Here is a 26,959-nt window from a genome sequence, read left to right as displayed (position 1 = left end):
TTTCCTCCTTCGTGGGGACCCCGTACGAAGGGCAGGAGCCGTAGCTCCTGCCCTCCCCCTACACGCGTCACTCGGAACCTATGGGCGCCGTGCGGTAGCGGTAGTGGCGTCGTGGTGTGCTGTTCCCCTCAGGCCAAGGGCAGCAGCAATCATGGCGATGGTCAGAACTATGTGCAGCCAGTTATCTGCCGCGTTCAACGGGACAAAGTTGGCCTGCGAATCGTGCGGCACAACGAGTCCGTAGATGAATAGCACCAGGTAAATCAGACCACCCCAGAGCAGATAGTTGAATGAGCCGGCATGCGTGCGTGCCATAGCTACCCCTGCAGCACCAAACAGCAGGTGGACGATGTTGTGCAGTATCGAAACCTGGAAGATACCCAACAGGAGCGCGCCGGATGTAGGCCCGGCGAAGGCCAACTCACTGTACTCCTGAGTGATGCCGGGGATAAAGCCCAGGATCCCCACCAGTAGAAACACGACCCCAAAGAGCATTGCGACCTTTTGGAGTGCAGTCTTCCCTCCGGTGCCTACTCCATCTCGTCCAGCAGAATTTGTAGTTGCCATTATTCTTCCTCCCCTTCTCGAGCGGTGCGAGCCCTACTTTCGATAGGGACCCACCTCATATATTCCAAGCGTGGCACTAAGTACCCGAAATGGAAAGAGCACTGAGGAAACTGGTGTCACTCCGTTGTTTGACCTCGCAGAGCGCATCGTCGCTACGACAGGCGACACCGGAGTTCCGACGCATTTTCCGACTAGTTAGTCTATTACTGAGTAGTGGGGTTGCGTTTTTTCCGTTATTCGGTTGTTATTAGTTCAGGCTAAGCAGTTGGCCCCCAGCGCACACACGTATGGAGTGAACGCCCATGGAACACCAACTGCGCGTCTTTTTCCCCGTGGACACTGACCAGAGTTCAGCCCGCCTTGACGTCACCGGTTGCCTCACCGATGCAGGTGCCAGGGCCCTCCTTCGCCAAAACCTCTCCGCGATTCCCACGGATGAGTTGTACTTGTTGATCGATCAGCTGTTCAGCGAGTTGGATTCCCCGGCCCCCAGCACCGCCACACTCATGCAGTACAACGACCTAACGGCTGAACTGGAACTACGTCAGTCGTTGAACCTGCCAGAGGTAGCGCTAAGCGGTGAAGGGCGATGACCGTATCGAGCGTCAGCAATAACCTGACCGCATCCCGGTTCGACATCTACGTGGACGGGCTGGTCGCCGCCTCAGCCCACTACCGCATGGAAGCGGGCAACATGTCCTTCATCTACACCGAAGTGAACCGTCGCCTGGAGATCCCGAACGTTGTACCGCAGTTGCTCCGCGGCTGCCTGGATGATGCGCATCGTCGCCGTCTTGCCGTGTTGCCGTATTGCCCGGTGGTCTGGGAATACATGAGGCATCACGCCGAGTTCATCGAGCTGATTCCCCTATCGGAGCGTAAACGTTTCCGACTGACGCGTGGTGGGGAAACACCGACGTCCATTCATCGAAATGGCGGCGGTTACTCTCGGTCCGCGCTTTGAGGGTCCTTCTAGTCTCGGTCGTCGCGGGAGTTTGAGGCCTCACTGATGCTCGAGCCCGGCTCAACCCGTGGGTCGCCGTCGTCCTCCGCCGTGTCTCTGGGGCTGCTCTTGAGTCCATCCACCACTTGATCCGCCATGTTTTCTGCCCAGCGTTCTGCGGCGTTCTCAATGGGGTTGTTGTGGTCCTGGTTCTGACTCATGATGTCCTCCTCTGTGACAGGTCTCTATTCTCCAGACTCGCACATCTGCCAGCCCCGGGGAAGCGCGCCTATTGCATTTCCCCGGCAAGGACGCACACGATGGAGGCATGGAATTCCCGCGCCCGCAAATGGTTCTGGACGTCGCCAAGCTCGAAAACAACATTCGAGTGATGGCCAACTGGGCTGCGTCGCGCAGCCTGAATCTTGCCCCGCACATCAAGACCACGATGACGCGGCAGATTGTGGAGCGCCAGGTCAACGCCGGAGCCTGGGCAGTCACGGTGGTGAACCCTCAGCAGGCCCGCACCGCATTTTCATGGGGGCTGCGCCGCCTGATCATCGCCAATGAAATAGTCGATCCTCTGGGTTTGGCGGCCATGCGGGCCTTGCTAAAACAGGATGACGAGACAATTATGTACGTGCTGGCCGATTCGTGTGCCGGAGTGCAGCGCATGAGCACGGCATTCGCTTCGCTGCCTGGACGGCTTCGGGTGCTGCTCGACGTCGGCGCGATGGGCGGGAGGACCGGTGTGCGGACGCTCGATGACGCCCGGTGCGTGGCGCAGGAAATTCATGATGCCCCCGCTCTGCTCTTCGCAGGAGTGAGCGCTTATGAGGGCGTTGCCCCCGAGATCCGGCGGCCCGACGTCGTCGATCAGGTGGATCATCACCTGTCTCTGGCCGTCGAGGCGTACAACGCCCTCCATGACCTGATGGACACTGACCCGGTATTCACGGCGGGCGGCTCAGCGTTCCCCGACCGCGCCGCCGTGCATCTGCCGTCGAAACCACACACTCCTGTGCTGCGATCGGGCTCCTATGTCACGCACGACGACGGCGTGTACGCAGGGGTCTGCCCGGTCGAGGGGCTGCAGCCGGCCGTCACCGTTCACACGGTGGTCGCTTCGGTCCCCGAGCCCGGGCTCGCCGTCCTCAATGCGGGCAAGCGGGACTTACCGTACGACGCGGGTCTGCCCGTCGTCGTGCGTGTGACGGGCGACCACGGCGAGAAGCCGGCAGCCGGCACCGTCGAACGGCTCTTTGATCACCACGCGTTGGTGCGTGGGGCGGATCTCGCGGTAGGTGACACTGTTGCCCTGGGTATTTCGCATCCGTGCGGAGTGTTCGACCGGTGGCGCGTCATTGAGGCCGTTCTCGGAGGGACCTCGGAAGCGTGGACCACCGAGTTCTAATTCCCCGCCTGACCACGGGAGGACCGCCCCTTAGTTGTATGGGGCAACCCGACGCCGGGCTGTCCCGGTACCCTTGAAGAGTGCGTTTCCTGTCAGCTCCCCGCCCCCACCGCCCGCTGCCGCCGAATAATTTGTCGTCTCCTGGTTCGGCGAGCGCAACCCGGTGGGCCCGTGGCGTGGCGTTGCTCGCCATCGGGCTCTTGGCCCTGACCGGTTGCGGATCCGACTACCCGTTGGGCGAGGAGCAGAGGCGTGCGGCCGAAAATGCGGACTCGAATCTGAGCGGTGCGATCACTGGTGCGGGGTCCTCAGCGCAGCGCGCGGCGATGGAGGCGTGGACGGCCTCGTTTGCTGCCATTCACCCAAAGGCTCAGATCCAGTACTCTCCAGACGGTTCTGGTGCGGGCCGTGTGGCTCTGCTAGCCAACGCCGTAGATTTCGCCGGGTCGGACGCGTCTTTGGAAGCCGAAGAGTTCGAAGAGTCGAAGCAAGCGTGCGGTCCTGACGGAGCGTTCAACATCCCGGCCTACGTGTCCCCGATCAGCGTCGCGTTCAACGTCCCGGGGATCGACAGCGTCAACATGGACGCAGCGACCATTGCCGCCATATTCAAGGGTGAAATTGCCACTTGGAATGACCCGGCCATCGCTGAACAGAACCCTGACCTTGAACTTCCGGACCTGCGGATGGCACCGATCAACCGCTCCGATGACTCTGGAACCACTGAAAACTTCACCGATTACCTACATGAGGTGGCCCCCAAAGCCTGGCCCTATGAGGCGGACGGGACCTGGCCCGGAGAGCTGAGCGGCGAAAACGCCAAGGGTAACGCCGGCGTCGTGAGCACCATGTCCAAAACCACCGGCGCCATCACCTACGCGGATGACTCCGCGGTGGGCCCGGAGCTCGGCACGGTGGCACTGAAAGTCGGCGACGATTACGTGCCCGTAAGTGCTGAGGGTGCGGCAAAAGCGGTGGATGAGGCAGAGCGGGTCGAAGGCCGTGCAGAGTACGATCTAGCACTGAATCTGGACCGCCAGACCACTGCGGCAGGTGCTTATCCCATGGTGCTTGTGAGCTACCACATCTACTGCACCACCTATACGGACGCCGAAACCGCGGAACTCGTGCGGACTTTCGGAACGTATGTGGTCAGCGACGAAGGCCAGCAGGCCGCAGCCGAGGCGGCGAAGAGCGCGCCGATTTCGGACATTCTCTCCGAGCGGGCTACAGAGGCGATCTCCCGAATCTCAGTCCGCTGACCATGAACGCAGCCTGAATCGCTTCAGCTAAAGAAGGTGGCCCGCCCCGATTGGGACAAGCCACCTTTTTATCTACGTTATCTAGTTGCCGGAACCAGGCGCCTGGACATCGCCGCGCCATGCACCGGTTTCGGTACCCTTGCTTTCGATGAACGTTTTGAAACGCTTGAGGTCAGCCTTCACCTGATGGTCGTCGGCACCAACAATGGCACCGGCCTTCTCCGCAAAGCTCTCTGGGTTCCAGTCCAGCTGGACGCTCACGCGGCTCATGCCGTCGTCGATCCGATGGAACGTCACCACGCCGGCGTGCGAAGTGCCGTCAACGCTCTTCCACGCAACGCGCTCGTCAGCGTGCTGCTCGGTGATCTCTGTGTCGAACTCGCGCTCGACGCCACCGATCTTGGTTTTCCAATGATTAGTGGTGTCCGTGAGCTGCGTGATCGACTCAACGCCGCTCATGAAGTGGGGAAAGGATTCGAACTGTGTCCACTGGTCATAGGCGGTACTGACGGGAACTGCTACGTCGATGGACTCTTGAACATTTGCCATGTTTCACTCCTCGCAGTTGTCGCAGACTCTTGCATGCATCCCTACCCTAAGCAGACTTCATACCTCAGAGCAATTAACCACCCTACGCTCTCAGGAGAATTGCCTCGCTGGCTTAGTATCCGACGTCGGGCTAGATTTAAGGGGTTCGCACAATTCCCAGACATGGAGGATTCATGAAGGCGTCAAAGACTCTTACTGACAACTTGCAGCTTGTGCTCGTGGACCTGATCGAACTGCATCTTCAGGGCAAGCAGGCACACTGGAACCTCGTGGGCAAGAACTTCCGGGACTTACATCTTCAGCTGGACGAGATCGTCGCCGATGCCCGCGAATTCACGGACGTAACAGCTGAGCGCATGCGTGCACTTCACGCCGTACCGGATGGACGCGGCGAAGCGGTAGCGAAGAACACCTCGCTCCCGCCGTTCCCCGAAGGCCTCATCGATACCAAGGACGCGGTGACGCTCGTTGTGGCGATGCTGGAAAGCACCGTCGAGCGGATGCGCGAAGTTCACGACGAGGTGGACGAAGAAGACCCCACCACAGCCGACTTGCTGCACGGCTTCATCGCGAAGTTGGAGCAGTACGCGTGGATGGTCAATGCGGAGAACCTCAAGGCTACGGCCACAGTGGTCAAGCCGAGCAAGGCGTACGGCGAGGGCGCAACGCAGTAGCCGCTTTCCTCTAAAGACCTTTCGCTGAGTGACCAATGGTCACTTGTGGTTGGAGCTACACCGGTTTTACCAACTACAAGTGACCATTGGTCACTCTCGGTTTAGGCTGTGCGGTGCCAGCCGCGCTCCCGTAGCGCCGACTCCACGCGTTCCACCGCTTTGGGCCTTCCAGATGGGCCCGGCCGGAAGTCGTGCTCGGTGAATTTCAGCACCCGCCATCCAAGCGCAATCGCATCTTCATCCCGCCCGATGTCGCGTCGCCGCTGTTCCTCCTGAAGGTGATGGCCGCCGTCGTACTGCAGAATGAGACGTTGTTGCCGAAGGGTCATATCCGGCGTCTGCACGTAGCGCGAGCGGCTATCCAGAAGAGGGACATTGATTTCCGGTTCGGGAAGTCCTGCACGTACCAGCGCCAGCCGGAGCTGAGTTTCCTTCGGTGAATCGGTGTTCGGGCGAACAAGTTCCAGCGCAGATCTGGCACGGGCGGCTTGGGGCATGCCGCTCATTCTGACCACTATTGCGTCCAGTTCCTCAACGGTTGAATCCGGTTCTTGCCGGCGCACGAGGTGATCGCCCGCCATGATGGGTTCCTCGAGGCTTAGCTGCGACGCAAGATCAAACCAGGTACGGACAACTGTCGTTGCACTGATCAACTGGCCGTGATGGATGTCCTCTTCCTCCATGCGGAGCACGTGCCCAACGAGCCCTCGACGTCGGGGCGCGCGACGCGGCGGCGACCGGGTCACGTGGACAACACCTTCATTCTGGAACCGAGTCGGCAGGCATATGCGCCAGAGGCGCGCGGCCGTGGAGTGGCTGACGACGGCGTCGGGCAAGACACGGTGGTAAGCCTGACACTGTGCAACAAGATCAGCTGAGGCTACTGCGTGAATCCGTGAACCACGGGTTGGCGTCCGCAGGTCCTCGGCCCGGAGACGCTGACGGGTAACTCCTGACCTCAACGCATCCGGCACGGAAAACGGCTCGCGGTTGAACGGCTGCGGGAGCGGTGAAGCGGTGAAGCGGTGAAGCGGTTCTCATGATCTGATTCTGCGGTTTTATGAGCCCAAATGCTCTTGCCCACAGGGCTTTGTGGATAACTTGGGCGGCTCCGTACTGACCATTGGGCACTAGTGGTTGGAATCAGAGGGTGTGTAGTCTCATGACTTAATGGACGTTTATGTCTCAGGACATCGTAGACAGTGTGTCTCATGACTTCGTGGACATAAGCGGTATTTGCTCTCGTGTATGAGCGAATACAAACCCGATATTAAGGTCAGGCTGCTGGTGGCTGCGTGGCCACCGGATTCACCCCTGGGATCAGTGAGTATGTTTTGCCGTGAGCATGGAGTATCACGGTCGTGGTTCTATAAGGTTCGTGCTGCGTCGATGTCCGTGGGGCAGTGGCCGGCAATGGAGTTGCGCTCGACCAAACCACATAACAGCCCCTCCTCGACAAGCGAGGCCATGGTCAAGCTGGCCCTGGAAATTAGAGAGGGCTTGGAACGCGGTGGCTTCGATCACGGACCACTTAGTGTTCGAGCCAAATTACGCCGGATGGGTCTGACTCCACCGTCCCGGGCGACGCTAGCGAGGATCTTCACCCGTGCTGGTGTCGTTATCCCTGCACCTCGCAAGAGGCCCCGGTCCTCGTACCGACGTTTCGTTTATCCAGCCCCGAACTGCTGTTGGCAGATCGACGCCACAGAGTGGTCCTTATCCAACGGACGTAAAGTCGCGCTGTTCCAGCTCATCGATGACCATTCCCGGCTGGCGCTGGCGTCGTTGGCAGCATCGGGCGAGACAAGCGAGGCCGCCTTGCAGGTCGTCGCCACGGCCATCGCCCGGCACGGGATACCCCAGAAGTTTCTCTCGGATAATGATGCCGCATTGAATCCCACCCGCCGTGGACGCCAAGGGATACTCGTGAACTATCTGAAAACCCTAGGCGTGGAGCCAATCACCGGTAAACCATATAAACCCACCACGCAGGGCAAAAACGAACGGATCCATCAAACACTGCATAAATATTTGAACAGACAAGCACCAGCAGTCAGTCTCGATGAGCTCCAAGAGCAGCTGAAGACCTTCGACCAGTATTACAACACCGAACGCGAACACCAATCGCTTCCGCCGGGAACAACCCCCAAAGAAGCCTGGGACGCTACACCCATCGCGACAGCGCCTGTTCCGCCAGCAGATCCACATCGTGCATGACACCACCACTGTCACCTTCTTCGATACGCGAGGCACCGAAATCATCTCTCATTCCAGACCGGCCCAAGACACCAGATACGTTGGAAACGGCAAACCGCGGTTCAACAACCCGCAACTGTCCACGACAAGCTGAGACATCAAATGTCCACGAAGTCATAAGACACAAACGTCCACGAAGTCCTGAGACAGGACAGTTGGAATCAGAGGGTGTGTCCAACCACGAGTGACCAATGGTCAATCACGGCGGGGACATCGGAGCACTACCGGCCCCGGTCCCAGCCGTCCGACTACCGCCCCGGGAACGATGGCGTCTCCTTGGCCAGGAACGCCCGCACCCCCTCCTGCATGTCTTCAGTACCGAACGCTTGACGGAATGACCAATTCTCAACCTCGAGCCCCTCGGCAGTGGTACGCCCAGCGGTCGCGTTGATCGTGGCCTTGGCGTTGGCGACGGCGACCGGTGACTTCGTGGCAATGTCTTCGATGGTGGCGCGGGCGGCGTCGTGCATTTCGGTTGCGGTCGAGAAGACCGTGTGGACGAGCCCAATCCGCTCTGCCTCCGAAGCGTGGATCCGGTGTCCGGTGAAAATCAGTTCCTTCGCCCGGGCAGGACCAACCAGTTGCTGCAACCGAACACTACCGCCAAATCCGGGGACCAGACCCAGGTTGACCTCGGGTTGACCGAAGGAGGCCGCCTCCGTGGCGTAGATGAAGTCGCACGCCATGGCCAGCTCACACCCGCCACCGAGAGCAAAACCGTCGACGGCAGCAATCACGGGCAGCGGCAGGGATTCCAGCCGTAGCGTGAGGTCCTGCGTGCGCGCGCTGTACGCGGACGCCGCGGCCGCTTCCATGGCAGACATTTCGCGAATATCGGCTCCAGCAACGAATGCCTTCCCGCCGGCACCGGTGAGCACAATCCCGCGCACCGGCCACCCTCCTCCGTGACGCGCATGCTCCTCCACGATGTCCAAGAGCGTATGCAGATCTTCGACGACCTGCTGCGCAAGGGCGTTCATGGCCTTGGGCCTGTTGACGGTCACGAGCAGGGCATTGCCCTGTTGTTCGGTGGCTAGGGTTTCGAACGTGGGGAAGTTCACGAAGGTTCTCCTGATCGGGTTTATGGGTGTTCCTGACGTTCACAGTATCCCGTCGTCGCGGGAAGTATCCGGAAAATGTCAGAGCCGGATGGGAGGGTGTGTGCCTGCGCCGCTGACCCGAAGGAGTTCCATGACGGACCTTGCATTCAGTCCACCTGCCCTTGATGATCCACCGGTTCTCCTGTGGCCTGATGAGCCCGGTTGTTCCTTCGAGGGCCCGACGTCGAGCAACGGCTTTTCGTTATGGATTGACGACGCCGGATGGCGGTTTCCCTGCGTTTATACGGTTGGTTTGACGGACTATGGCCTGCCCGAGTTGGTGTTTTTTGGGCGGGACACCATTGAGCTGCGACAGCAATGGGAGGTGGTCCAACACCGTCTGGGGGAGCTCATTGCTGCTGGTGGGACGGTGAGCAATGACCGCTTCGATGCACTGGTGTCCCCGGTGAGCGATGAAAACTGTGCTCAGTTGGAGGAGACTGACCGGCGCTACGGGGTAGGTGGGTTCAAGGCTGTGCAGCTGTACTGGGTGGTGGGTCGCGCGAATGGGCGTCCTACCGGCGGTGAGTTGTCGTTTCTGGCCGGTCAACCGTATTTGGGTCGCGGAACGCTGAGGGAATTACTCGCCGACGGCGATGAGTGGGTTCAGTGATCCAGCAGTTTCTCTGCGGCGTCGACCCTCCTGTTGGTCACCGTGGTGGGGGCCTCGAGATGGACGGCTCCAGAAGGCATCATGCCGGCGCCGCCGTATCTCTCCATGACTCGCCATTGGGCAGTGACGTCTTCGCCAGCGTGGTCAGCAGGGAGGTCCTTCCAGAAGGTGAATCCTCCGCAATCGATCAGCTTTTGCCTGTCGAAAAGCACACAGCCACCCACCCAGGCCACTTTGTACAAAACCCATCCGCCAAGCTCTACATTGAGGTGGGCGGCAGCGTGGGCCATGTTGGCTGCGTTGTGAAGTGCCCAGCGCGCGTGTGCTCTGGTGTTGGCCCGTATTCGTTCCGGTGTTACCCGGCCGTTCCAGAGCTCCAGGGTCCGCCGTTCTGTTGGACGATCGTCGTCGAGAAAGGACAATTCCTGCACAGCTGCTCCAACGAAACCCCCGCCGGATGCGCGGAGCGCTTCCATCATGCGCGTCAGCATGTCAGGTTCCAGCCAGACGTCGTTGTCGAGGAACATCACGCTTGGCGCCGTGGCGAGGTCCAGCAACTACTGTCGTTGTTCAGCCATTCCACGACGCGGGAGGTGCTGCTCCACCCGCACCGGTCGGCCTTGGGCCCGAAGCACCCGCACCATTGCAGCCGCTGCTGGGTGCTCCCAGTCTGGCCGTGTGGTTGTTTGGTCACTCACGATCACGCCAAAGTCGGGTCCGTCCTGGGCGGCGGGGCCGGCCAGTGTCACGGCCAGTTCTGCCGGTCGGCCGTAGGTGGGGATGAGCACCTCCACTGTGGGGCTCTCACCTTTGGATTCACGGGCCCACTCCCCCGACCACCTTCTCGTCACAGAACTTCAGCCCCTCGTTGCGCAGGATTGTGACCCGGTTGGTGGGCTACTTGAGCCTGGATTCTCTCGACGACGGCGGTTGTGGAGTGATCAGCCACGTAGTCCAGGATCCTGACCACGCCTCCATGGGCTTCCACCACGTCTGTTTCTTCGAGCATTTCCGTGGAGTAATCGCCTCCCTTGGCGTAGATGTCGGGATGCAGGATTTCGATCAGTGGAATGGGGTTATCGGTACTGAATGCCGTCACGTAATCGACGCAACTCAGCGCCGCAATGACTCCTGCTCTGTCGCTCAGTGCGTTGATGGGCCTATCGGGGCCTTTGAGTCTGCGTGTGGAGGCGTCGTCGTTCAGCGCTACCACCAGTACGTCTCCGAGTTCCTTGGCTTGATTGAGGTATCGGGTGTGGCCGCGGTGGAGCACGTCGAAGCAGCCGTTGGTCAACACAATGCGTTTACCGGCGGCGCGTTCCTCCGCGATCAGTGAGGCCAGAGTTTCGGCGTCCACCACGCTGTCGGGGAAATACCCAAGATACTTGGCGAGGTCGGCCGTGGAGCAGACGGATGTCCCTTTACGGCGCACAACGACGTCGGCCGCGATCTGCGCAAGGTCCTGTGCCGTGGTCAGCGGCAGTCCTGTCGCGCGCGCCAGCGTCAGGCACGCCACAAACGTGTCACCGGCGCCAGAGGCCTGCTTCTCGGTGACGGGTTTGGCCCAGGTGCGGTGACCTCGGTCATCGGGCGTCAGCATGACAGTGCCGTCGCGGTCCAGGGTGACAATGACGGCGCGGGCACCTGTTGCTTCCAGAAGGTCGGAGGCGCGCTCCTGCACCTGGTCAACGCGTCGAGCAGAGTCGTCCCATTTCAGCCCGAGCAGTTGCGCCGCTTCGGCAGCATTGGGTGTGGCAACATCGGGGCGCAAGGGTGCCCACGGCCCGGGATCATGGGCGTCCACCACAGTGACGCCGGGCCGGGGCTCCTTCAGCAACGCTTCGTGCACGACCCCGCTGAGGGCACCGGAACCGTAATCGCAGATGACGACGGCGGCGCTGTCCGCGAGTGCGCCGGGCACCGCATCGGCGAGGACCTGCAGGGCTTCGGCTGTTGGGGTGGTGGCACCGCTGTCGAGCCGGAGCATCATCTGATCTCCGCCGAGAACCCGATACTTGGTGGTGGTGGTCGCGCCAGGGTGCTGAATGAGGTGTGTCGTGTCCACGTTCGCGTTGGTGAGGATTTCGCGCAGTTGCCGTCCGGCGTCGTCAGTTCCAGTCAGGCCTGCAATCCGCACTCGTGCTCCGAGGGCAGCTAGGTTCATGGCAGTGTTGGCGGCGCCTCCGGGCGCGTAGGTCTGCTGGGTGAGTTCGACCACGGGCGCTGGCGCTTCCCGGCAGAAGCGTTCGATGGTCCCGTGCCACCAGCCATCGAGCATGACGTCTCCGACCACGGTGATCACCGGGGCAATGTCCGCGAGGCGGCCGGGGATCCAGTCTGCGAGGCCCCGAACATTGTCGAGGGAACTCATGCTGACTCCCCCGCGGTGTAATCGGTAGAGCCGGCAGCAGCATCACTACGCGTCTCCGGGATACCAACGTGGACCACTTTGACGCGGGTGAATTCGTCGAGCAGTTCAGGTCCGTAGCCAAATCCGTGTCCACTGTCCTTACGGGGTTGTGCGGATCCTCCCGGAGCGCCACCGAAGACGGCGTTGATCTTCACGGTTCCCACGGGCAGCGCTGCTATGGCTTGGTGTGCGTGTTCGATCCCAGCGGTCAACACTGTGGCAGCAAGTCCGTAGCGTCCAGTCGCGGCCAGGTTGAGTCCTTCATCGAAGCTGTCGACAACTCGCACAGGAGCTACCGGACCGAACGTTTCCTCGCTCATGATCTCCATGCCGTCGGTGCAGTCTGTGAGCACGGTTGCGGGGTAATGCGTCCCCGGGCCGTCCGGCACCGAGCCTCCTTCCAGAACTCGCGCACCTGTTTGTCGGGCGTGCTGTACCTGCTCGTCGACAACATCACGAAGCCGCCGGTCCACAAGGGGCGCTATGCCGTTGCGGTTGCGTTCGCGGGCCTCCTTCACCAGTGCATCACAGAAGGTATCGGCTATATTCCGATGTACGTATATACGTTCTACAGAGGTACAGATCTGCCCGCTGTTGGCGAAGGCACCGAGGGCGGCTTGCCGGGCAGCCCAGATCGGGTCAACGTCCTCATCCACCAGCAGTGGATCGTTGCCACCATTTTCGCGGATCACGTGTGCGCCGGTGAGGACGGCGGCACGCGCTATCCGTCCACCCGTGGCGCTCGATCCGACATGAGCGAAGACGTCGACACCGTCTTCCATGGTTAGCATGGTTCCAACTTCTGGGCCGCCGGTCAGGGTGGTGAAAACGCCGTCGGGAAAGGCCTGCGACAGCGTCTCCCCCAGCGCGAATCCGAGGGAGGGGCAGCGTTCGCTGGGCTTGTGCACCACAGTGTTCCCTGTGACCAGCGCGGCGCCAATGAGCCCCGCGGCCACGGCCACGGGGTCATTCCAGGGAGTAAGTAGGACAGCAACTCCGCGTGGCTCGCTCACCGTATAGTCAGCGGCCAGCAAGGAGCCTCGAAGGCTGAGGCCGCGATGCACCGGACCCAATTCCGCGTATTGCTCCAGGGTGGAGACCCCTGCCATAATTCCGGCGAGTGCCTCGTCCGTGGACTTGCCGGTTTCGCGACTGTTGAGTTCGGCAAGCTTTTGCGCCTCCGCGCGTAGCCGATCGGCGGCGTCGCGCAGCATGGAGCCGCGGTCAGCCGGGTTGGTGGCGGCCCATTCAGCGTGGGCAGAGCGGGCAAGGGAGAGCGCGATCGATACCTGTTCCCGGCTGGCTGACTGCACCGTTGCCACTGTGCTGCCGTCACGCGGGTCGTAGACAGTGAAAGTGGTTTGCTCCGGTGTGATGTCGGTGCTGGCATTGGTCATCTTCGCATTCCTCCGGGTCGTGTGGGCCGTTCGTTTCGGGCGGCGTCGCGGGTCCGTTGCTGGTTTTACACCCAGTGCTGGTTCTGTACCCAGCAGCTGCTTCTTTTACACATCCCGTGGTTAATTGATGTGCGGACTGGAACAGCGCCATCAGTGCCCTTATGGTCAGAGGTGAAGAACAACCGGACAGGTGAGGAGACCGCGTGGAGCAGCAGCTGCCCGAGCAGCGGACGACGGCGACCTTCGGCGGGAGCGAGCTTATCGCCAGGGGTGTGGGTCCGGTGCTGCAGAAGTTCGACGGCGTTCGAACGATCGCGGTCCTTCGCGGCGGAGGCCTGGGCGATCTCATGTTCGCTATGCCAGCCATCGATGCTCTTGCCGCCGCGTATCCGCAGGCTGACATCACCCTGCTGGGTGCCCCAGCCCACCGCGTACTCCTTGAGGGGCGGCCCGGCAGCGTGTTGAAGGTCGAGGTACTGCCCTTCGCCCAGGGTGTTCGCGAGGGCACCAGCGGCAACACCGACGACGACGCAGCCGAGCTCGACAGGTTCTTTGACCGTCTTGGAGGGACCTTTGATCTAGCCGTCCAGCTGCACGGTGGCGGCCGGTATTCAAACCCGTTTCTGCTGAAGCTCAAGGCTCCGCACACAGTGGGTACCCGCACGCCCGACGCCGAACCACTCGATCGCACGCTGCCCTATATCTACAGCCAGCACGAGGTCTTCCGTTTCCTCGAGGTTGCCGGGCTGGCTGGCGCCTACCCAACAACTCTGGAACCACAGATTGAGGTCACAGATCAGGAGCACGACGGCGGCCAACGCTGGCTCACGGGCGGCAACGAGCTGCTGGTCATCCACCCCGGCGCCACGGATCCGCGTCGGAGGTGGCCGACGTCGTCGTTCGCTGCCATTGGTCACCGAGCCGCTGAGGATGGCTGCCGGGTCTTGGTTGTCGGGGACGAGTCCGACGTCGGCGCCGCCGCGGACATTGTCCGGCTGGCCAATCACACCGCAGTCTCGTCAGTAGCGGGCGAGCTTTCACTCAGCGAGCTGGTGGGTCTACTCAGCGCTGCGACCGTCATGGTGGGCAACGACAGCGGCCCACGACATCTGGCGCAGGCCGTGGGTACGCCCACGGTAGGAATCTACTGGGTGGGCAATGTGATCAATGCTGGTGCGATCGGTCGGATGTTGCATCGTGTCCGCATGGCCTGGGTGACACATTGCCCGGTTTGTGGGCGGGACGTGACGCAGGTGGGCTGGACGTCCGAACGTTGTGAACACGATGATTCACTGGTTGCGGCGATCCAGCCCGACGATGTCTATGCCGACGTGCGTGAACTCATGGCCACGAGCCTTCTTCTTCGTGGGCGATGAGCATTTCACGGACTTCGCATCCAACAGGTTGGTTCAGCGCAAAGAGAATCGCGTCCGCCACCCGGTCGGGGCTGTTCAGTCGTGAATCGTCCTGAGGTTTGTACTGCTCGGTGCGGTCGTCGAAAAAGCGGGTTTTCATGCCGCCGGGGATCATGGTGGTCACCCCAATTTCGCCGGCGGTTTCCGCCGCGAGTGAGTGGCTGAAACCCATGACGCCGAACTTCGACGCGCAGTAGGCGGTCGCGTCGCCGACGGCGCGAATCCCCAGAGTGGAAGCGATCGTGATGACCCGCCCGTGGCTTTGTTTGAGGTATGGCAGCGCGGCGCGGACCGTGGATACGGTGCCGAACAGGTTGACGCCTAGCACCTTCTCCCATTCCTCTGCGGGTACGTCGTCGAGGCGGCCGCACCGGTCAATCCCTGCTGCGGTGACGACGGCGTCGAGCCCGTCCAGTGTTTCCGCTGCCGCTTTCACTGCGGTTTCCACAGCTGCGCGGTCGGCGACGTCGACCTCCAGGCATTTCGTGCCAGACACGGCGCTCACATCCCGGTCGAGCACGAGGGGTGTTCCTCCTGCCGTGATGACTGCTTGAACGACGGCGGCGCCGAGGCCCGATCCTCCACCGGTGACGAGAACGCGACCTGGGTTTCCTGCGTCTTTCATGGTGTCTCCTTCTATTGACAAGCTGTTCTCTGCACAACGCAGTGGGAAGTGTTATCCGACGCGTTCGATTGCATCGGCGAGCCGGCTGGTTGACCGGGCGGCGTAGTAGGGAACCGTGACAGTTCTTCCACCCCACGTCTTCAGGAGCGCCGTTTCTGGCAGGCTGTCCGCGGTGTAGTCGCCGCCCTTGACCCAGATGTGCGGGCGGAGAGTGTCCAGCGCGGATTCGGGTGTGTCTTCGTCGAAGACCATCACGGCGTCCACGCACTCTAGGGCGAGGAGCAGTTCCACCCGGTCCTGTTCACCCATGATCGGCCGTTGCTCACCCTTGAGTCGGCGCACGGAGGCGTCGGAGTTGAGGCAGACAATGAGTGCGTCTCCGAGTGTGCGCGCCGCGGCCAGGGTGCGTGCGTGTCCGGCATGGAGCAGGTCAAAGCACCCGCCGGTAGCAACCAACGTTCCACCGTTACCTCGTACCGAGTTGGCCACGCGCAGCGCGTCCAAGTCAGTTCCGGGCAGTTTCTCTGGTTCCGGCTCTCGCGCCATCGCAGCTACACCACCGTTGGCCAGGAACGCGGCCGCTTCGCCGACGGCGGTTTCCACGGCTTCATCCAGTGAGAGTCCCCGCGCCAACGCCACGGCCAGCGCCGAGGCAAACCGGTCCCCGGCACCGCAAGGATCGCCGACGTCGATCTTCGGTGCCGGCACGGCCTGCGGCAGTCCGTTTGGGGTGAGGATGACGGCCCCGTCCTGTCCCCGGGTGACGACGACGGCGTGGCTGTTCCAGCGGTCACGGAGGGTGACACCTGCCTCTACTGCGGCTTCAAAGCCGTGTCCGGTGGCGCCGGAAAGTTTCAACGCTTCGGAAAGGTTGGGCGTCGTGGCGGTGACTCCGGGGACGGGTTCTGCACCGGAGGGATGTGGGTCCCACACCACAGGAATCCGAGTTGCCAGCTGTGTGAGCGCCTCGCGCAACTCAGCGTTTTCGCTCAGCCGCCGGCCGTAATCAGCGACGATCACGGCGTCGGCGTGTTGAAAAGCAGCCAACATCTCCTGAGTCACCTCCGGAACGGGCGGTGTGCCGCAACCCTCGTCAAAGCGGACCACCGACTGATTGTCCACGCGGATGCGGCTTTTGACGGGCGTTAGAGCACACGATGGACCGGCGACGACGGCGATGTCTCCCAGTGCTTTTTGCAGCAGGATCGCGGCCTCGTCGTCCGAGAGTACGGTGACCAGTTCGACGTCGTGCCCGTCCCGGCTGAGCATCGAGGCCACCAGGCCCGCACCTCCAGCCCGCCGCAAAACGGTGGCCACGTCCACCACGGGAACGGGTGCATCGGGGCAGAGACGGTTGGCGCCGCCGGTGAAATCCGCATCGAGCAGGACGTCCCCAACCACCACTAGTTTCAGCTTCTTCATTGGGTTGCCTCCTCGAACCGGCACTGGGAGACCTCGGCGTCGAATGCCCGGCACAGAGCGTGCAGACCAATCAGGTGTCCTTCCTGCGCGTTAGCGGATGGTGAGTCGATTGCCACGTAGTCGTCGCAGGACGCCGCGAGCGGATTCGGTGCAGGCCCGGTGAACGCCCAACTCGCGACGCCGATGCTGCGGGCCGCCTCGACAGCGTTGAGCAGGTTGGGGCTCTTGCCGCTGGTGCTCAGCAAGATCAGGACGTCGCCGGGCCGGCCGTGAGCGCGGACCTGGCGTGCGAAGAGCTGGTCAAACCCGTAGTCGTTGGCGATCGCGGTCACGGCCGAGGTTTCCGCGTGAAGGGAGATGGCCGAGAACGGTTCGCGTTCGCCGTCGAACCGTCCCACCAGTTCAGCGGTGAGGTGCTGGGCTTCGGCCGCGGAGCCGCCATTCCCAGCTGCGAGGAGTCGGTGCCCGCGCATCAGCCTGTCCGCGAGTTCCACTCCCCAACCCGCGAGGCGGCCGGTTTCACGGCGGAGGGATTCGACAGCAGGGACCACATTGCGCAGGTGCTCTTCGACGGCCGCGGTCGCAGCGCCGCTGGGCACCCGATCGTTGGACGCCGCAGCCCGGGTGGTTGTTGCAGGGATGGCCTGGTGTGCCGGAAGAGTTCTCATAGCGCTTTCCCTCCTGTTTGCTGCAGGCTAGTCCTGCGGGTGCCAGCGGTTGCTATCGCGGCCTGGTAAGCCTTCTCGGTGTCCGTTGCAATGCGGTCCCATGAGTACCGTCTGCGCACGCGAGCCAGCCCGTCGCGGCCGAGCCGTTGTGCCAGCTCCGGGTTGTTCCTCAGCTGCAGGATGGCCTCGGCAATGGCTTCGGCGTCCCTCGGCGGTACGTGGAGGCCGGTCCTGCCCTCCACCACAGTGTCGATCAGACCGCCCACGGCCGCCGCAATAACCGGGACGCCGCAGGCCATCGCCTCCAGCGGAACAATCCCGAACGGCTCGTACCAGGGGGCGCAGACGACGGCGTCGGCCCGGCAGATTTCCAGCGGCATCCGTTCGCGGGAAACCTGTCCGCGCAGTCGCACTTTCCCATCGACGCCAAGCTCACGGGCGAGTGCGAGCAACCGCTCAGCCTCCGGGTCACCAGCCTCCCCGCTCACGGCGCCGCCACCGACAATGGCGAGTTCGACGTCGTCGACTCCCTGGTCCTGCAGGATCCGCAGGGCACGGATCACGAGTTCCACGCCCTTGCGAGGCACTAGGCGCCCCACGCTGGCGATACGGAAGGGGCCGCCAGGTTCGCGGGTAATGTCAGCGGGCCGGAAGAGGTCTAGATCAACGCCGCAGGGGGCAACGGACACACGCGTGCCGGAGACACCCATCGCTTTGAGTTCAAAGACCTCATCGGTGCAAGTGGCAATAATGCGATCCGCATTGCAGCCCACAGAGGGTTCCAATATGGCGCGGGCGGCGGGACTGGTGTCTTCAACGCCCTGATGGCGACGTTTAACCGTGCCGAGTGCGTGGAAGGTCTGCACCACGGGGATGGTGTAGCCAGCCGCAGCCATATGGGCTGCGGCATTGAGCGCGGCGAGCCCCGACATCCAAAAATGCCCGTGCACCAGGTCCGGTGGTGAGGAACCCCAATCGCGGGCTACCCCGTCCGCCAGCGCGTCCATGTAGGGCAGGAGCTCATCTTTGGGAACGCATCGGGGCGGCCCGGCGTCGATGTGCACCACTTCCACGCCGCCGTCGGTCCGCACCCGGTTGGGCAGCTGATCGTCGTCGCGCCGTGTATAGACGGTGACCTCGTGGCCTCGCCGGACAAGAGCTGTGGACAGGGCGGCGACGTGGACGTTCTGTCCGCCGGCGTCGACCCCTCCCAGCGCAGCCAGGGGGCTGGCGTGCTCCGAAATCATGGCAATCTTCATCGGGTTCTCCTCTCCGGCACCGCGAACACCCGGGTGCGCCCAACAGTTTTCTCCAGTGCTTTGTCCCAGGACTCGATGAACGCGCCCAGCCCGTACAGTTCGAGCACTGTGGCCCGGGCGACTGTGCCCATGGCTCGCGCCTCGTCAGGATCGTTGATCAGCCGAGCTGCGGTCCGGTGAAGGAGCTCGACGTCGTTGGAGACCACCCCCGCCCCCGGCGGTATGGCCCGGTACGCCTCGGTCATGCCCAGTGCGATCACGGGCAGCCCTAGGTGCATCGCTTCCAGTAGCGACAGGCCCAGCGACGTCCAGCGCATGGGATGGATGTACGCGCGGCATCCGGCTAGTTCGGCGTGTAAGCGTCCGGTGGGCAGGTCCCCACGCTCGATCAACCGTTCCGGGGAAAGCTCAAGTTCCAGCCCCAGTCCGTCCGTGCCCATCCCGTAGACCTCGAGCGGAGCGTGCAGCGAGAACCCGGACAAGAGGTCCGTCCCGGTGACACGTCCGCGGCGAATCGGTTCGTTGACCACGACGCCCAGACGCGCTCGCTCGCCCGTATAGCGGTGCCCAGGGTCCACGATTCCGTGCTCGATGACCGTCGTCTCCGCCGTCCCGCAGTTCCACATGAGCTGGTTAAAGTAGGTCACGTGGACCACCGGAATCTCGTGCTGATCCGCGTACGGGTGACGGCTGTTGGGAACGTCACCCTTGGTCGTGTTGTGCTCAAGGAAAATGGCCGGGATGTCCCGACCGGGACGACGCCCCAGAAGCCGTTCACATTCGTCGAACTCTTCGAGACGTTGGAGGATAACGACGTCGGGCTCCTGATCTGCGAGGTTCTCCGGCGCAATTTCGACGGCGTTAGCTGGCCAGTCACGACCACCGCGACCAAGCCCCCACGGGCCGCCGTCGGGCGTTGTGGGCAGCAGGTACTGGTGCGGGCCGCGCACAAAAGCATCGGTCCAACCGCCGTGGACATGCCAGAGCAGGATTTTCATCGGTTCCTCACTTTTCTCGGGGTTTCCAGCGAGCCGATACCGGAGGTGAGGCGGACGACGGCGGCCACCACTTCATCCGGCGAAACGTTGGTCAGGCACGGATGGCCTGGCACGGGACAGGTTCGTGAACGGCTGCCGCGACAGGGCGCGAACTGGTTGCCGAGTAGTTCCAGCGGAACTTTGTAGGGGGCCCAGCGGATGGCCGGCACCACAGGTGAGAACAAGCAGACCACGGGCGTTCCAACCGCGGCCGCCAGGTGGGCTGGGCCGGTGTTGCCGGTGACGACGGCGACGGCTCCTTTGAGGATGCTGCCGAGTCCTGCGAGGTCGGTGCGGCCGCCGAGGTCGACGCCGTCGGGTCCGGCGACCGTGGCGGTGAGGCCCTTTTCGTTGGGTCCACCGGTGACCAGAACTTTGTAGCCAGCGGCGATGAGCAGTTCAACCGCCGCCTTGTGGTGCAGGGCCGGCCAGGTTCGGGCGGGAACGGCTGCGCCGGGGTGGATGACGACGTACGGGTTATCGCCAGTGTTGGCTCCGAATTCGTGGTCGGGGTCGCTGCCGGTGAGGTGCGCGACGTCGGGCAGGTTATGGACGGCAAGGCGTCCGTCGTCGTGCTCGGGAAGATAAAAATTAGCGGCTGCGGCGATACAGAGGGCGCGTTCCGCCTCCGGCTGGTCTTCAAGAAAGTCTTCGCCGGGTTTGAGTCGGACATCGAGCAGCGAACCCGCATAGTCCACTGACGCTGCGGTGATGTGCTCAACCCCGGCGAGGCGCAGGATCAGTGCGAGAGGCAGGGGTGATTGGTGGAAGGACGTGAGGATGACGGCTTCGTCGATCCCGGCGTCGCGAACACGTTTCTCAAGCTCGTTGACGGTCTCGTGGGTGACTGGCGGTGCAGGGTCCACAATCCAGGGACTGTCCCAGATGAGGATCCGGTCTACACCGGGCAGTAGCTCCGCCGCCGCTGCGCCGGTGTGCCCGCACAGCAGAGTGACATGGGCTTGCTGGCCGCTGCGCCCGGCCTTGATGGCACGGATGGCGGGCCCTGCGAGGAGAACGTCGCCCACGCTATCGAGGCGCGCCACGAGGACGCGTTTCATGCTGTCGTCTCGTCATTCTGCTGGTCCGTGCTCCCTCGCGGGTTTGAGTCGGCTCGCGAGTCCGTGTTCCACAGGAGTGCGACGGCGTCGGCCAGCGTGTCCGCAACAAGTTCCGCGCGGTCGATCTCTTCCTGAAGGGTGATGGGTGTGGGGATAAGGACGCCGGTGGCACCGGCTGCCTGAGCGGCGTCGACGTCGGTCCCAATGTCCCCGATGAACGCGGTCTCGTGTGGTTGAAGGCCGAGGATCTCGCAGGCGTTGAGGATCATGCCCGGTGCCGGTTTGCGGCATGCGCAGCTGTCGTCGGGTCCGTGCGGGCAGACTTCCCATAGATCAAACGGGCCGAGTATCTCATCGACTCGACTGTTGACGGCGTCGGCTTGTGCGCGGCTGATGTGTCCGCGCGCTATGCCGGATTGGTTGGTGAGGACGCCGAGGGGGATGCCCCTGGACCGGAGTTGGGCGAGTGTCTGGGCAGTTCCGGGCAGCGGACGCACTTTGTCAGGGTCCCCGTTATAGGGGACGTCGATGATGAGGGTGCCGTCACGGTCGAGCAGTAGGGCGCGCGGCGGTGTCCGCTGTTGTGCGTGCGTGCCGGCAGAACGTTCCATACCAGCACAGTTCCCCTTGGGCGCTGCTACTAAACACTTCGGCGGGAACTTCTTCTCTGCGGTTCAGCTTGCGGCCCCCTCCCGCACCCCTTTCTCACCGCGCCTACTCCCGCAGCCCTTTAGCTGACCCCTCCCGCAAAAACGTGGCGGAGGTGCATATACGTGGTTTCGTCACCACGTACCTGCACCTCCGCCACGTTTCTATGGACTACTGGGCTTCCGTCAAAACACCGCAGACTCAAAATAGAGATTCGAGTGCAGCGCGCATGCGGGGTTGAAAGCCGCAGAGCAATTCGGGCAAATCTCGGTGGCCCGATAGGCGGAGATGGCTAGCTCCGTTTTGCAGACGCCGCACAAGATTGCTTTTGTATCTTGCTCATGTACCGGCCATTGTTGCGCCGCATGTGACTCTGTTTCCTGATGACACAGGTGACACGGGTAGTAGCGGCCACAGCACTTGAACTTGATGGCGATGATGTCCAAGGGCGTGCGGTAGTGGATGCAGCGAGTCTCCTCGTCCACGGTTGGACCGTGGACGAGGACGTTACTCACTGTTGGCTTCGGTCATGGAAGGTGCCATCCGGTCCGGGGCGTCAGGCTTTTTCAATGGCCTCTGGAAGGGCGCTCAAGAGTAACGCGACTGACGAAGGGTTGGCGTTGGGTCCCATGAGCCCAATGCGCCACACACTGTGCGCATATTTGCCTGCCCCGCCGCCAATTTCGATGTTGAAGTGTTCGAGTAGGTAGGAACGCACCGCGGCGGAGTCCACTCCGTCAGGTACGACGACGGACGTTAGCTCCGGTAGCCGGTGACCTTCGGCGGCGAACAGTTTGTGTCCTTGTTCTTCGAGTCCGTCTTGCAGTGCGGTTCCCGCGGCCCAGTGGCGTGCGGCAACATTGTCCAGTCCTTCGGTGAGGATGCGTTCGAGGGCTGCTTCGAGGCTGGCGATCATCGCGACTGGGGCTGTGTGGTGATAAGTGCGGCCTCCGCCGGATGCGCTGCCGACATAGCCGCCAAGCATCCCGAGGTCCAGGTACCAGGATTGTGGCTTTTCGATGCGGCGATCAAAGGCGCGGTCGGAGATGGTGAAGGGTGCGAGCCCTGGTGCTACGCCTAAACATTTTTGGGTGCCGGCGTATCCGACGTCGATGCCCCATTCGTCGGACAGGAGTTCAATTCCCCCGATGGAGGTGACGGCATCGACGATGAGGAGTGCGTCTCCTTTGAGTTCGCCGAGGGCTTTGATGTCCGACAGGACCCCGGTGGAGGTTTCAGCGTGGACGGCTGCAATGACTTTGGGGTTTGGGTGGGCCTTAGCTACTCGCTCCGGGTCTATGGGTTGTCCCCATTCGTGATCGACGCGGATAACTTCGGCGCCGCAGCGTTCAGCAACGTCACACATCCGTTCTCCAAAGAGACCGTTGACTGCTATGACCGCTACGTCGCCGGTTCCCACGGTGTTGACGAACGCGGCTTCCATGCCAGCGGATCCTGTTGCGCTGAGGGGTAGTGTCCGTGAGTTGTCGGTTCCCCATACTTGCCGGAGACCGTCGCAGGTGGCATCTAGCCGTTCGATGAACGCTGGGTCCAAGTGTCCGAGGAGTGGGTATCCCAATGCTGTTGTCGCTTCGGGGTACGCGTTGGTGGGTCCGGGGCCGAAGAGGTGCCGGTCAAGTAGGGGCTTAGTCACTGCGGTCTCCTTGAAGTGGCGATTACTTCAGTGTCTCGGTCTGACTCGTATTGCGCAAAGTGTGACCTGGAATCAGCAACCCCAACCGTCTGGGTTTTCCAGGCAGGTTCCATCTACGAGGCGGGACTCTGACTTCCAGACACTGATGGTCTGTGAGGGCGTTGTGAACTCACCTCTGCCGTCGATGGGAATCATGGGACCACCGTTGACGGAGTACTCACCGGTGAAGTGCACCGTCACGGCAACTTTGTAATCGCCGGTTTCCTGATATTGGTGGCTGGTATGCGTTTCTTCGCCTAGCTCATCGTCGTGAAGCTCAAAGCCCGAATCCGACGTGGGGATTCATCCGACGCCCCACCCCCCGCACAACTAGAGAGCAAGAGAAGCGACGCCAGACCGACGGCCAATGTTTTTCGCGACGAAAAAGACAAAGCGGAGTCAGACTGAGGCATAAATCGCCCTAGGTTCGTTGGTCAGGTGTTATGTATAAATCCAACACACTACCGAACACCAGAACTAGGCGCGAAGGTTATCCACAGCCCCATTGAAATAATCAGGCAAGTTTGGACAGCAACGCCGTCGTCGCAGCCTTCACGCCTGTGCTGAGCGTCGGTTCCAGCACGGGGGCAAACTCAGGTGAGTGGTTTCCGGCAATCGGGGTACCGGCGTCGTACTTTTCCTGCGGATACCCGCCGAAGAACCAGTACACGGACGGCACGCCGATGGCCTGGGCCAGCGCACCGAAGTCCTCACTGCCCATCACCGGCGGAACCTCATTGACGCTGTCCTCGCCCAGACCTCCGCGAAGGTGGCCGATCAGCTCAGCTGTGGAAGCGGGGTCGTTGTAGCACTCGGGAAAGTTCGTGATCTCTTCGATAACCGGCGTGGGGGCACCGGAAGCGTCTGCTTCTGCCTGAATGATGCGCCGTAGCGAGGACAAGACACGATCTCGAACGTCGGGATCGAAGGTACGGACGTTGAGGGTGAACTCGGCGGAGGCGGGGATAATGTTTTCCTTTAGTCCAGCATGGAACGTGCCGATAGTGACGACAGCCGACTTCATGGGGTGCACTTCCCGCGAAACGATTGATTGGATACGCACCACCATGTGCGCCCCGAGCACAATAGGGTCAATCGATTCCTCGGGTTGCGAACCGTGCGCCTGCCGCCCCTTGACGGTGACCTTCCACGAATCGGCCATCGCCATCGCGGTGCCGCTGGTGATGTCGAGCGTGCCCGCGATCCCAGGCCAAACGTGCTGCCCAAAGATGATCGAGGGTCTCGGCGCCTTGTCCCACAAACCGTCGTCGACCATGGCCTTGGCACCAACTCCCGTTTCCTCCCCCGGCTGGAAGATAAACACCACGGTTCCGGCCCACTCGTCACGGTTCTCGTGCAGGAGACGGACAGTGGTGAGCGCAACAGCGATGTGAGTGTCATGACCGCAACCGTGCATTACGGGCACACCGGTCCCATCAGGCATAACTCCGGTTGCCGTGCTTGCGTAGTCCAATCCGGTGTCCTCAAGGATCGGCAGACCGTCCGTGTCCGCTCGATACCCGACCACTGGCCCGTCACCGTTTTTTAGAACGCCGACGACGCCGGTTCCCCCACAGGCCACGACCTCAAGTTCCAGCGCTTGCAGCTTTACGGTAATGAGCGACGCCGTTTCCGACTCCTGCATGGACAGTTCTGGACGTGCATGGAGGTGCCGGTAGAGGTCGTGCATCTGATGCCGCTGGGCGTCGGAAAGCTCGAGGCTGGTCTTCATACTCGTGTGGGTCCTTACGATCAATGTGATTGTGCCAACGAGTTTACTTGTGCGACCTACGGTTCGAGGCTCGCAGCTTGATGATGCGAATTGCGCCGACGAGCGCGACGACGATGCCGCCTCCAACCGCCGCGATCAGCAACGCCAATCCCAAAGCGATCGATCCCTCGAAACCAAAAAAGGCCACCAAGACAGGGGCTTCATTTTGGATGAAGAAGACGATCAACAACAAGAGAAGGATCAACGCACTGACAACGGCTACCCAAATGGCACCGCTGCGAGAGCGAGCCGCCGACGAGGCCAGTGCGCGTCCTTCCTGAATATCGTCGCGTGGCTCCGATGCTCGGTCCCGCCCGGCGCGCGGATCAGTTGAATCAGAAGTCATGGTGCGTCCTTTCCTCAGTGTGCTCGGCGGGATTAGTCCACAGAAGGGAACTTATAGACCTGTTGCCACATGGCTATCCCATAGGCACGAATGAGCTTGCCACCGCGTCCGTTGATTTTCAACACTCCTGCGTCGAAAGCGACCTCGTACTCACCGCTTACATCTCGATGTTGGTCCGCCTGGCCATAGACGTGCGTCTCGCCTTCGAGCAGCACCAATACTTTTGGCTTGACTACGCCATAGAGACTTGAGTTGTAGGTTCCCGCTTCGGAGTCGGCATCAAAAACATGCGCACCTTCGCCATCTGGACCTTCAACGTAAATACGAACCATTTCAGTCATTCGCTTCTCCTTTGTCGTGTGATTTGTTGCCCTGCCGCATCATGCTCGTCCCTTCAAAATCAGGTTCCAGTAGATCCACGGCAGGATATAGCGGTCTGTGATCCAAGTAAGGCGCCGTTCTCGCGCCAGTCCTTTCCAGAACGGCACACTGGGCTTCGGCCGGTAGATATCGTCGAACTCGGCGAGGACCACTGAGGACCGTGACACCGTGAATGGGCATACGGAGTAACCGTTGTATTTTTTCGTGGGCTTCTTGCCTTTACGCACTGCTTTCAGGTTCTTGGCTAGTGTGGCGGTTTGCTCTCGGAGAGCACCACCTGATTTTGAGTTGGTGGTACCAGCCGCGTCTCCTAGTGACCAGACGTTGGGAAACCGGGGATGCTGCAGAGTCTGGGGGTTCACCTCAACGAATCCGCCGGGGTCGCCTGCGGCCGAGAGCGCGGTCGACTTCAGCCAGTCGGGAGCCGATTGCGGGGGGACAACGTGAAGAAGGTCGTAGGATATTTCCTCCGCGTCTCCGGTGAGGTTGTCCCGGATCTGAACGCTTCGTTGCGCCGAGTCAACGCCTGTGAGTTCACTGTCGCAATGTAGCTCTATCCCGTACTCGGCAATTTTGCGGTTGAGTTCCTCATCGATCAGGTCCATTCCGAAAACCGTCGGGCTGGGGACCACCAGAACAACACGTAGCTGATCCAGTACACCCTGTTCCCGCCAATAGTCACACGCTAGATACAGGGGTTTCTGTGCTGCGCCAGCGCAGGACGCTGGCCCTGGTGGCTGCACAAAAACTGCCGTACCGCTACGCAGGTTCCTGATGAGTGACCATGCCTTCTGCGCGTAGTCGAGTTCATAGTTTGATGCGGCCTCGGGAGAAGACATTGCCTCAGACAAGCCGTTCACTGCGTCCCAATCACGCTGTATGCCAGGACAGATAATTGCCTGATCGTAGGACAGCTCTTTGCCGGAGGAGAGCCTAACGGTCTGCGCGTGTGGGTTCGCGTGTTGAACGCGGTCCTGGATCCATGTAACGCCTTTGGGTATGACGGTGCGCATCGGCCGAACGGCGCGATCGGCGCGGACGGTCCCTCCAGCTACATGGGAGAAAAATGGTTGATATAGGTGATTCTCGCTCGGTTCAATGACAGCAACGTCGTCGAACCCATATCGACGCAAGCGTGCAGCCACGGATACGCCCGCGTTCCCGCCGCCCACAACAATTACTTCGTGATGCTCTGTACCGTCCATGGCCTGACCTTACCGCCGATACACCCACCAATAACAGCGTACTTACCATTCCGGCCAAGAGGGGGCGTGGTCGGACCACCACCGAAGCTGAAAGCCGACGTCGAATCCTGGCGTTATGGCGTTGACCCCTTGACTACCCACTGGACCACAAGCGTAGATGGTAAGTGGGCTTGGTAATCAGGAGTCAAGCAGCGAGCTCACTCCCGGCCCACCGTCGTGGGGGTGCATCACGCACTCCTACGA

The 26,959-nt window shown here is 61.7% G+C and carries 31 protein-coding genes; 8 read left to right on the top strand and 23 right to left on the bottom strand.

Annotated features, from left to right (window positions below; genetic code table 11):
• Positions 1–78: 78 nt before the first annotated feature.
• Complete coding sequence (locus JOE65_RS02205) at positions 79–567, bottom strand: DUF4383 domain-containing protein (RefSeq protein ID WP_205161701.1); 489 nt, start codon at positions 565–567, stop codon at positions 79–81.
• 302 nt (positions 568–869) lie between these two features.
• Here JOE65_RS02205 and JOE65_RS02200 point away from each other — a divergent pair, with 302 nt between their 5' ends.
• Together JOE65_RS02200 and JOE65_RS02195 are read left to right on the top strand one after the other, a co-directional pair.
• Positions 870–1,160: a hypothetical protein gene (locus JOE65_RS02200; protein ID WP_205161700.1), complete on the top strand. Its 291-nt coding sequence runs from the start codon at positions 870–872 to the stop codon at positions 1,158–1,160.
• Complete coding sequence (locus tag JOE65_RS02195; protein ID WP_205161699.1) at positions 1,157–1,531, top strand: GNAT family N-acetyltransferase; 375 nt, start codon at positions 1,157–1,159, stop codon at positions 1,529–1,531. The genes JOE65_RS02200 and JOE65_RS02195 overlap by 4 nt, the downstream gene beginning before the upstream one ends.
• Positions 1,532–1,539: 8 nt before the next feature.
• On the opposite strand, the gene JOE65_RS02190 is transcribed toward JOE65_RS02195, so the two are convergent.
• On the bottom strand, positions 1,540–1,731 hold the full coding sequence (locus tag JOE65_RS02190; RefSeq protein ID WP_205161698.1) for a hypothetical protein: 192 nt from the start codon (positions 1,729–1,731) through the stop codon (positions 1,540–1,542).
• A 107-nt stretch (positions 1,732–1,838) separates the two neighbouring features.
• On the opposite strand from JOE65_RS02190, the gene JOE65_RS02185 reads away from it, so the two are divergent.
• The gene (locus JOE65_RS02185; protein WP_205161697.1) at positions 1,839–2,924 is read left to right on the top strand and encodes an alanine racemase; all 1,086 of its coding nucleotides are present in this window, start codon (positions 1,839–1,841) and stop codon (positions 2,922–2,924) included.
• A 131-nt stretch (positions 2,925–3,055) separates the two neighbouring features.
• The gene (gene pstS, locus JOE65_RS02180) at positions 3,056–4,186 is read left to right on the top strand and encodes a phosphate ABC transporter substrate-binding protein PstS (protein ID WP_205163975.1); all 1,131 of its coding nucleotides are present in this window, start codon (positions 3,056–3,058) and stop codon (positions 4,184–4,186) included.
• 81 nt (positions 4,187–4,267) lie between these two features.
• Here the strand turns inward: pstS and JOE65_RS02175 are convergent, their stop codons facing one another.
• Positions 4,268–4,735 carry an SRPBCC family protein gene (locus JOE65_RS02175; RefSeq protein WP_205161696.1) on the bottom strand — a complete coding sequence of 156 codons (468 nt, stop codon included), beginning with the start codon at positions 4,733–4,735 and terminating at the stop codon, positions 4,268–4,270.
• Between the two features lie 173 nt (positions 4,736–4,908).
• Here JOE65_RS02175 and JOE65_RS02170 point away from each other — a divergent pair, with 173 nt between their 5' ends.
• Positions 4,909–5,409 (top strand): Dps family protein, encoded by a 501-nt coding sequence (locus JOE65_RS02170; RefSeq protein ID WP_205161695.1) that lies wholly within the window; start codon positions 4,909–4,911, stop codon positions 5,407–5,409.
• A 101-nt stretch (positions 5,410–5,510) separates the two neighbouring features.
• Here JOE65_RS02170 and JOE65_RS15420 read toward each other — a convergent pair whose 3' ends face one another.
• Positions 5,511–6,155: a DUF559 domain-containing protein gene (locus JOE65_RS15420; protein ID WP_205161694.1), complete on the bottom strand. Its 645-nt coding sequence runs from the start codon at positions 6,153–6,155 to the stop codon at positions 5,511–5,513.
• A gap of 502 nt (positions 6,156–6,657) precedes the next feature.
• Between JOE65_RS15420 and JOE65_RS02160 the strand changes: the two genes are divergently transcribed.
• Complete coding sequence (locus JOE65_RS02160) at positions 6,658–7,626, top strand: integrase core domain-containing protein (RefSeq protein WP_420827481.1); 969 nt, start codon at positions 6,658–6,660, stop codon at positions 7,624–7,626.
• A gap of 287 nt (positions 7,627–7,913) precedes the next feature.
• Here JOE65_RS02160 and JOE65_RS02155 read toward each other — a convergent pair whose 3' ends face one another.
• Positions 7,914–8,726 (bottom strand): enoyl-CoA hydratase-related protein, encoded by an 813-nt coding sequence (locus JOE65_RS02155; RefSeq protein ID WP_205161693.1) that lies wholly within the window; start codon positions 8,724–8,726, stop codon positions 7,914–7,916.
• Between the two features lie 130 nt (positions 8,727–8,856).
• Between JOE65_RS02155 and JOE65_RS02150 the strand changes: the two genes are divergently transcribed.
• Positions 8,857–9,378: a P-loop NTPase family protein gene (locus JOE65_RS02150; protein ID WP_205161692.1), complete on the top strand. Its 522-nt coding sequence runs from the start codon at positions 8,857–8,859 to the stop codon at positions 9,376–9,378.
• On the opposite strand, the gene JOE65_RS15025 is transcribed toward JOE65_RS02150, so the two are convergent.
• The 4 genes from JOE65_RS15025 to JOE65_RS02135 are packed head-to-tail and all read right to left on the bottom strand — an operon-like array spanning position 9,372 to position 13,185.
• Entirely contained in the window at positions 9,372–9,908 is a 537-nt protein-coding gene (locus JOE65_RS15025; RefSeq protein ID WP_239536585.1) for a hypothetical protein, read from the bottom strand. The two genes, JOE65_RS02150 and JOE65_RS15025, sit on opposite strands and share 7 nt — an antisense overlap.
• A gap of 27 nt (positions 9,909–9,935) precedes the next feature.
• The gene (locus JOE65_RS15020) at positions 9,936–10,229 is read right to left on the bottom strand and encodes a glycosyltransferase family 2 protein (protein ID WP_239536584.1); all 294 of its coding nucleotides are present in this window, start codon (positions 10,227–10,229) and stop codon (positions 9,936–9,938) included.
• The gene (rfaE2, locus tag JOE65_RS02140) at positions 10,226–11,749 is read right to left on the bottom strand and encodes a D-glycero-beta-D-manno-heptose 1-phosphate adenylyltransferase (protein WP_205161691.1); all 1,524 of its coding nucleotides are present in this window, start codon (positions 11,747–11,749) and stop codon (positions 10,226–10,228) included. Before rfaE2 ends, JOE65_RS15020 begins: the two co-directional genes overlap by 4 nt.
• Entirely contained in the window at positions 11,746–13,185 is a 1,440-nt protein-coding gene (locus JOE65_RS02135) for an aldehyde dehydrogenase family protein (protein WP_205161690.1), read from the bottom strand. Before JOE65_RS02135 ends, rfaE2 begins: the two co-directional genes overlap by 4 nt.
• A 203-nt stretch (positions 13,186–13,388) precedes the next feature.
• Here JOE65_RS02135 and JOE65_RS02130 point away from each other — a divergent pair, with 203 nt between their 5' ends.
• A complete protein-coding gene (locus JOE65_RS02130) occupies positions 13,389–14,561 on the top strand; it encodes a glycosyltransferase family 9 protein (protein WP_338021529.1) in 1,173 nt (390 codons plus the stop codon).
• Here JOE65_RS02130 and JOE65_RS02125 read toward each other — a convergent pair.
• From JOE65_RS02125 to JOE65_RS02060, 14 genes are all read right to left on the bottom strand, one after another.
• Positions 14,527–15,225: an SDR family oxidoreductase gene (locus JOE65_RS02125; protein ID WP_205161689.1), complete on the bottom strand. Its 699-nt coding sequence runs from the start codon at positions 15,223–15,225 to the stop codon at positions 14,527–14,529. The two genes, JOE65_RS02130 and JOE65_RS02125, sit on opposite strands and share 35 nt — an antisense overlap.
• Before the next feature lie 51 nt (positions 15,226–15,276).
• Positions 15,277–16,638: a PfkB family carbohydrate kinase gene (locus JOE65_RS02120; RefSeq protein WP_205163972.1), complete on the bottom strand. Its 1,362-nt coding sequence runs from the start codon at positions 16,636–16,638 to the stop codon at positions 15,277–15,279.
• Between the two features lie 5 nt (positions 16,639–16,643).
• Positions 16,644–17,315: a D-sedoheptulose-7-phosphate isomerase gene (locus JOE65_RS02115; protein WP_205161688.1), complete on the bottom strand. Its 672-nt coding sequence runs from the start codon at positions 17,313–17,315 to the stop codon at positions 16,644–16,646.
• Complete coding sequence (locus JOE65_RS02110; RefSeq protein WP_205161687.1) at positions 17,312–18,574, bottom strand: glycosyltransferase; 1,263 nt, start codon at positions 18,572–18,574, stop codon at positions 17,312–17,314. The genes JOE65_RS02115 and JOE65_RS02110 overlap by 4 nt, the downstream gene beginning before the upstream one ends.
• Positions 18,571–19,572, bottom strand: a complete 1,002-nt coding sequence (locus JOE65_RS02105) for a glycosyltransferase (protein ID WP_205161686.1) — start codon at positions 19,570–19,572, stop codon at positions 18,571–18,573. Before JOE65_RS02105 ends, JOE65_RS02110 begins: the two co-directional genes overlap by 4 nt.
• Positions 19,569–20,672: a glycosyltransferase family 9 protein gene (locus tag JOE65_RS02100; RefSeq protein WP_205161685.1), complete on the bottom strand. Its 1,104-nt coding sequence runs from the start codon at positions 20,670–20,672 to the stop codon at positions 19,569–19,571. Before JOE65_RS02100 ends, JOE65_RS02105 begins: the two co-directional genes overlap by 4 nt.
• Positions 20,669–21,283: a D-glycero-alpha-D-manno-heptose-1,7-bisphosphate 7-phosphatase gene (locus tag JOE65_RS02095; protein WP_205161684.1), complete on the bottom strand. Its 615-nt coding sequence runs from the start codon at positions 21,281–21,283 to the stop codon at positions 20,669–20,671. Before JOE65_RS02095 ends, JOE65_RS02100 begins: the two co-directional genes overlap by 4 nt.
• 222 nt (positions 21,284–21,505) lie before the next feature.
• Entirely contained in the window at positions 21,506–21,805 is a 300-nt protein-coding gene (locus JOE65_RS02090; RefSeq protein ID WP_338021528.1) for a CHY zinc finger protein, read from the bottom strand.
• A gap of 71 nt (positions 21,806–21,876) precedes the next feature.
• Positions 21,877–22,974, bottom strand: a complete 1,098-nt coding sequence (locus JOE65_RS02085; RefSeq protein ID WP_205161683.1) for an aminotransferase class V-fold PLP-dependent enzyme — start codon at positions 22,972–22,974, stop codon at positions 21,877–21,879.
• A gap of 72 nt (positions 22,975–23,046) precedes the next feature.
• Positions 23,047–23,214, bottom strand: coding sequence for a hypothetical protein (locus tag JOE65_RS02080; protein WP_205161682.1), 168 nt, complete (start codon positions 23,212–23,214; stop codon positions 23,047–23,049).
• A 313-nt stretch (positions 23,215–23,527) separates the two neighbouring features.
• Positions 23,528–24,745, bottom strand: coding sequence for an amidohydrolase (locus JOE65_RS02075; protein ID WP_205161681.1), 1,218 nt, complete (start codon positions 24,743–24,745; stop codon positions 23,528–23,530).
• 43 nt (positions 24,746–24,788) lie between these two features.
• On the bottom strand, positions 24,789–25,130 hold the full coding sequence (locus JOE65_RS02070) for a lipopolysaccharide assembly protein LapA domain-containing protein (RefSeq protein WP_205161680.1): 342 nt from the start codon (positions 25,128–25,130) through the stop codon (positions 24,789–24,791).
• 32 nt (positions 25,131–25,162) lie between these two features.
• Positions 25,163–25,471 (bottom strand): hypothetical protein, encoded by a 309-nt coding sequence (locus tag JOE65_RS02065; protein ID WP_205161679.1) that lies wholly within the window; start codon positions 25,469–25,471, stop codon positions 25,163–25,165.
• 39 nt (positions 25,472–25,510) lie between these two features.
• Entirely contained in the window at positions 25,511–26,716 is a 1,206-nt protein-coding gene (locus JOE65_RS02060) for an NAD(P)/FAD-dependent oxidoreductase (protein WP_205161678.1), read from the bottom strand.
• Between the last annotated feature and the right edge of the window lie 243 nt (positions 26,717–26,959).

It is taken from the genome of Arthrobacter roseus (assembly GCF_016907875.1).
GTDB classification, from domain to species: Bacteria; Actinomycetota; Actinomycetes; order Actinomycetales; family Micrococcaceae; genus Arthrobacter_J; species Arthrobacter_J roseus.
This window is presented reverse-complemented; position numbering and strand designations above follow the sequence as displayed.

Excerpts from the sequence above, each read along its gene's own strand:
- JOE65_RS02195 (WP_205161699.1), top strand. The coding sequence starts at position 1,157 with ATGACCGTATCGAGCGTCAGCAATAACCTGACCGCATCCCGGTTCGAC.
- JOE65_RS02170 (WP_205161695.1), top strand. The coding sequence starts at position 4,909 with ATGAAGGCGTCAAAGACTCTTACTGACAACTTGCAGCTTGTGCTCGTG.
- JOE65_RS02205 (WP_205161701.1), bottom strand. The coding sequence starts at position 567 with ATGGCAACTACAAATTCTGCTGGACGAGATGGAGTAGGCACCGGAGGG.
- JOE65_RS02065 (WP_205161679.1), bottom strand. The coding sequence starts at position 25,471 with ATGACTGAAATGGTTCGTATTTACGTTGAAGGTCCAGATGGCGAAGGT.
- JOE65_RS02150 (WP_205161692.1), top strand. The coding sequence starts at position 8,857 with ATGACGGACCTTGCATTCAGTCCACCTGCCCTTGATGATCCACCGGTT.
- rfaE2 (WP_205161691.1), bottom strand. The coding sequence starts at position 11,749 with ATGAGTTCCCTCGACAATGTTCGGGGCCTCGCAGACTGGATCCCCGGC.
- JOE65_RS02185 (WP_205161697.1), top strand. The coding sequence starts at position 1,839 with ATGGAATTCCCGCGCCCGCAAATGGTTCTGGACGTCGCCAAGCTCGAA.
- JOE65_RS02110 (WP_205161687.1), bottom strand. The coding sequence starts at position 18,574 with ATGAAGATTGCCATGATTTCGGAGCACGCCAGCCCCCTGGCTGCGCTG.
- JOE65_RS02175 (WP_205161696.1), bottom strand. The coding sequence starts at position 4,735 with ATGGCAAATGTTCAAGAGTCCATCGACGTAGCAGTTCCCGTCAGTACC.
- JOE65_RS02115 (WP_205161688.1), bottom strand. The coding sequence starts at position 17,315 with ATGAGAACTCTTCCGGCACACCAGGCCATCCCTGCAACAACCACCCGG.
- JOE65_RS02095 (WP_205161684.1), bottom strand. The coding sequence starts at position 21,283 with ATGGAACGTTCTGCCGGCACGCACGCACAACAGCGGACACCGCCGCGC.
- JOE65_RS02190 (WP_205161698.1), bottom strand. The coding sequence starts at position 1,731 with ATGAGTCAGAACCAGGACCACAACAACCCCATTGAGAACGCCGCAGAA.
- JOE65_RS02135 (WP_205161690.1), bottom strand. The coding sequence starts at position 13,185 with ATGACCAATGCCAGCACCGACATCACACCGGAGCAAACCACTTTCACT.
- JOE65_RS02100 (WP_205161685.1), bottom strand. The coding sequence starts at position 20,672 with ATGAAACGCGTCCTCGTGGCGCGCCTCGATAGCGTGGGCGACGTTCTC.
- JOE65_RS02160 (WP_420827481.1), top strand. The coding sequence starts at position 6,658 with ATGAGCGAATACAAACCCGATATTAAGGTCAGGCTGCTGGTGGCTGCG.
- JOE65_RS02060 (WP_205161678.1), bottom strand. The coding sequence starts at position 26,716 with ATGGACGGTACAGAGCATCACGAAGTAATTGTTGTGGGCGGCGGGAAC.
- JOE65_RS02075 (WP_205161681.1), bottom strand. The coding sequence starts at position 24,745 with ATGAAGACCAGCCTCGAGCTTTCCGACGCCCAGCGGCATCAGATGCAC.
- JOE65_RS02070 (WP_205161680.1), bottom strand. The coding sequence starts at position 25,130 with ATGACTTCTGATTCAACTGATCCGCGCGCCGGGCGGGACCGAGCATCG.
- JOE65_RS02125 (WP_205161689.1), bottom strand. The coding sequence starts at position 15,225 with ATGAAAGACGCAGGAAACCCAGGTCGCGTTCTCGTCACCGGTGGAGGA.
- JOE65_RS02105 (WP_205161686.1), bottom strand. The coding sequence starts at position 19,572 with ATGAAAATCCTGCTCTGGCATGTCCACGGCGGTTGGACCGATGCTTTT.
- JOE65_RS02200 (WP_205161700.1), top strand. The coding sequence starts at position 870 with ATGGAACACCAACTGCGCGTCTTTTTCCCCGTGGACACTGACCAGAGT.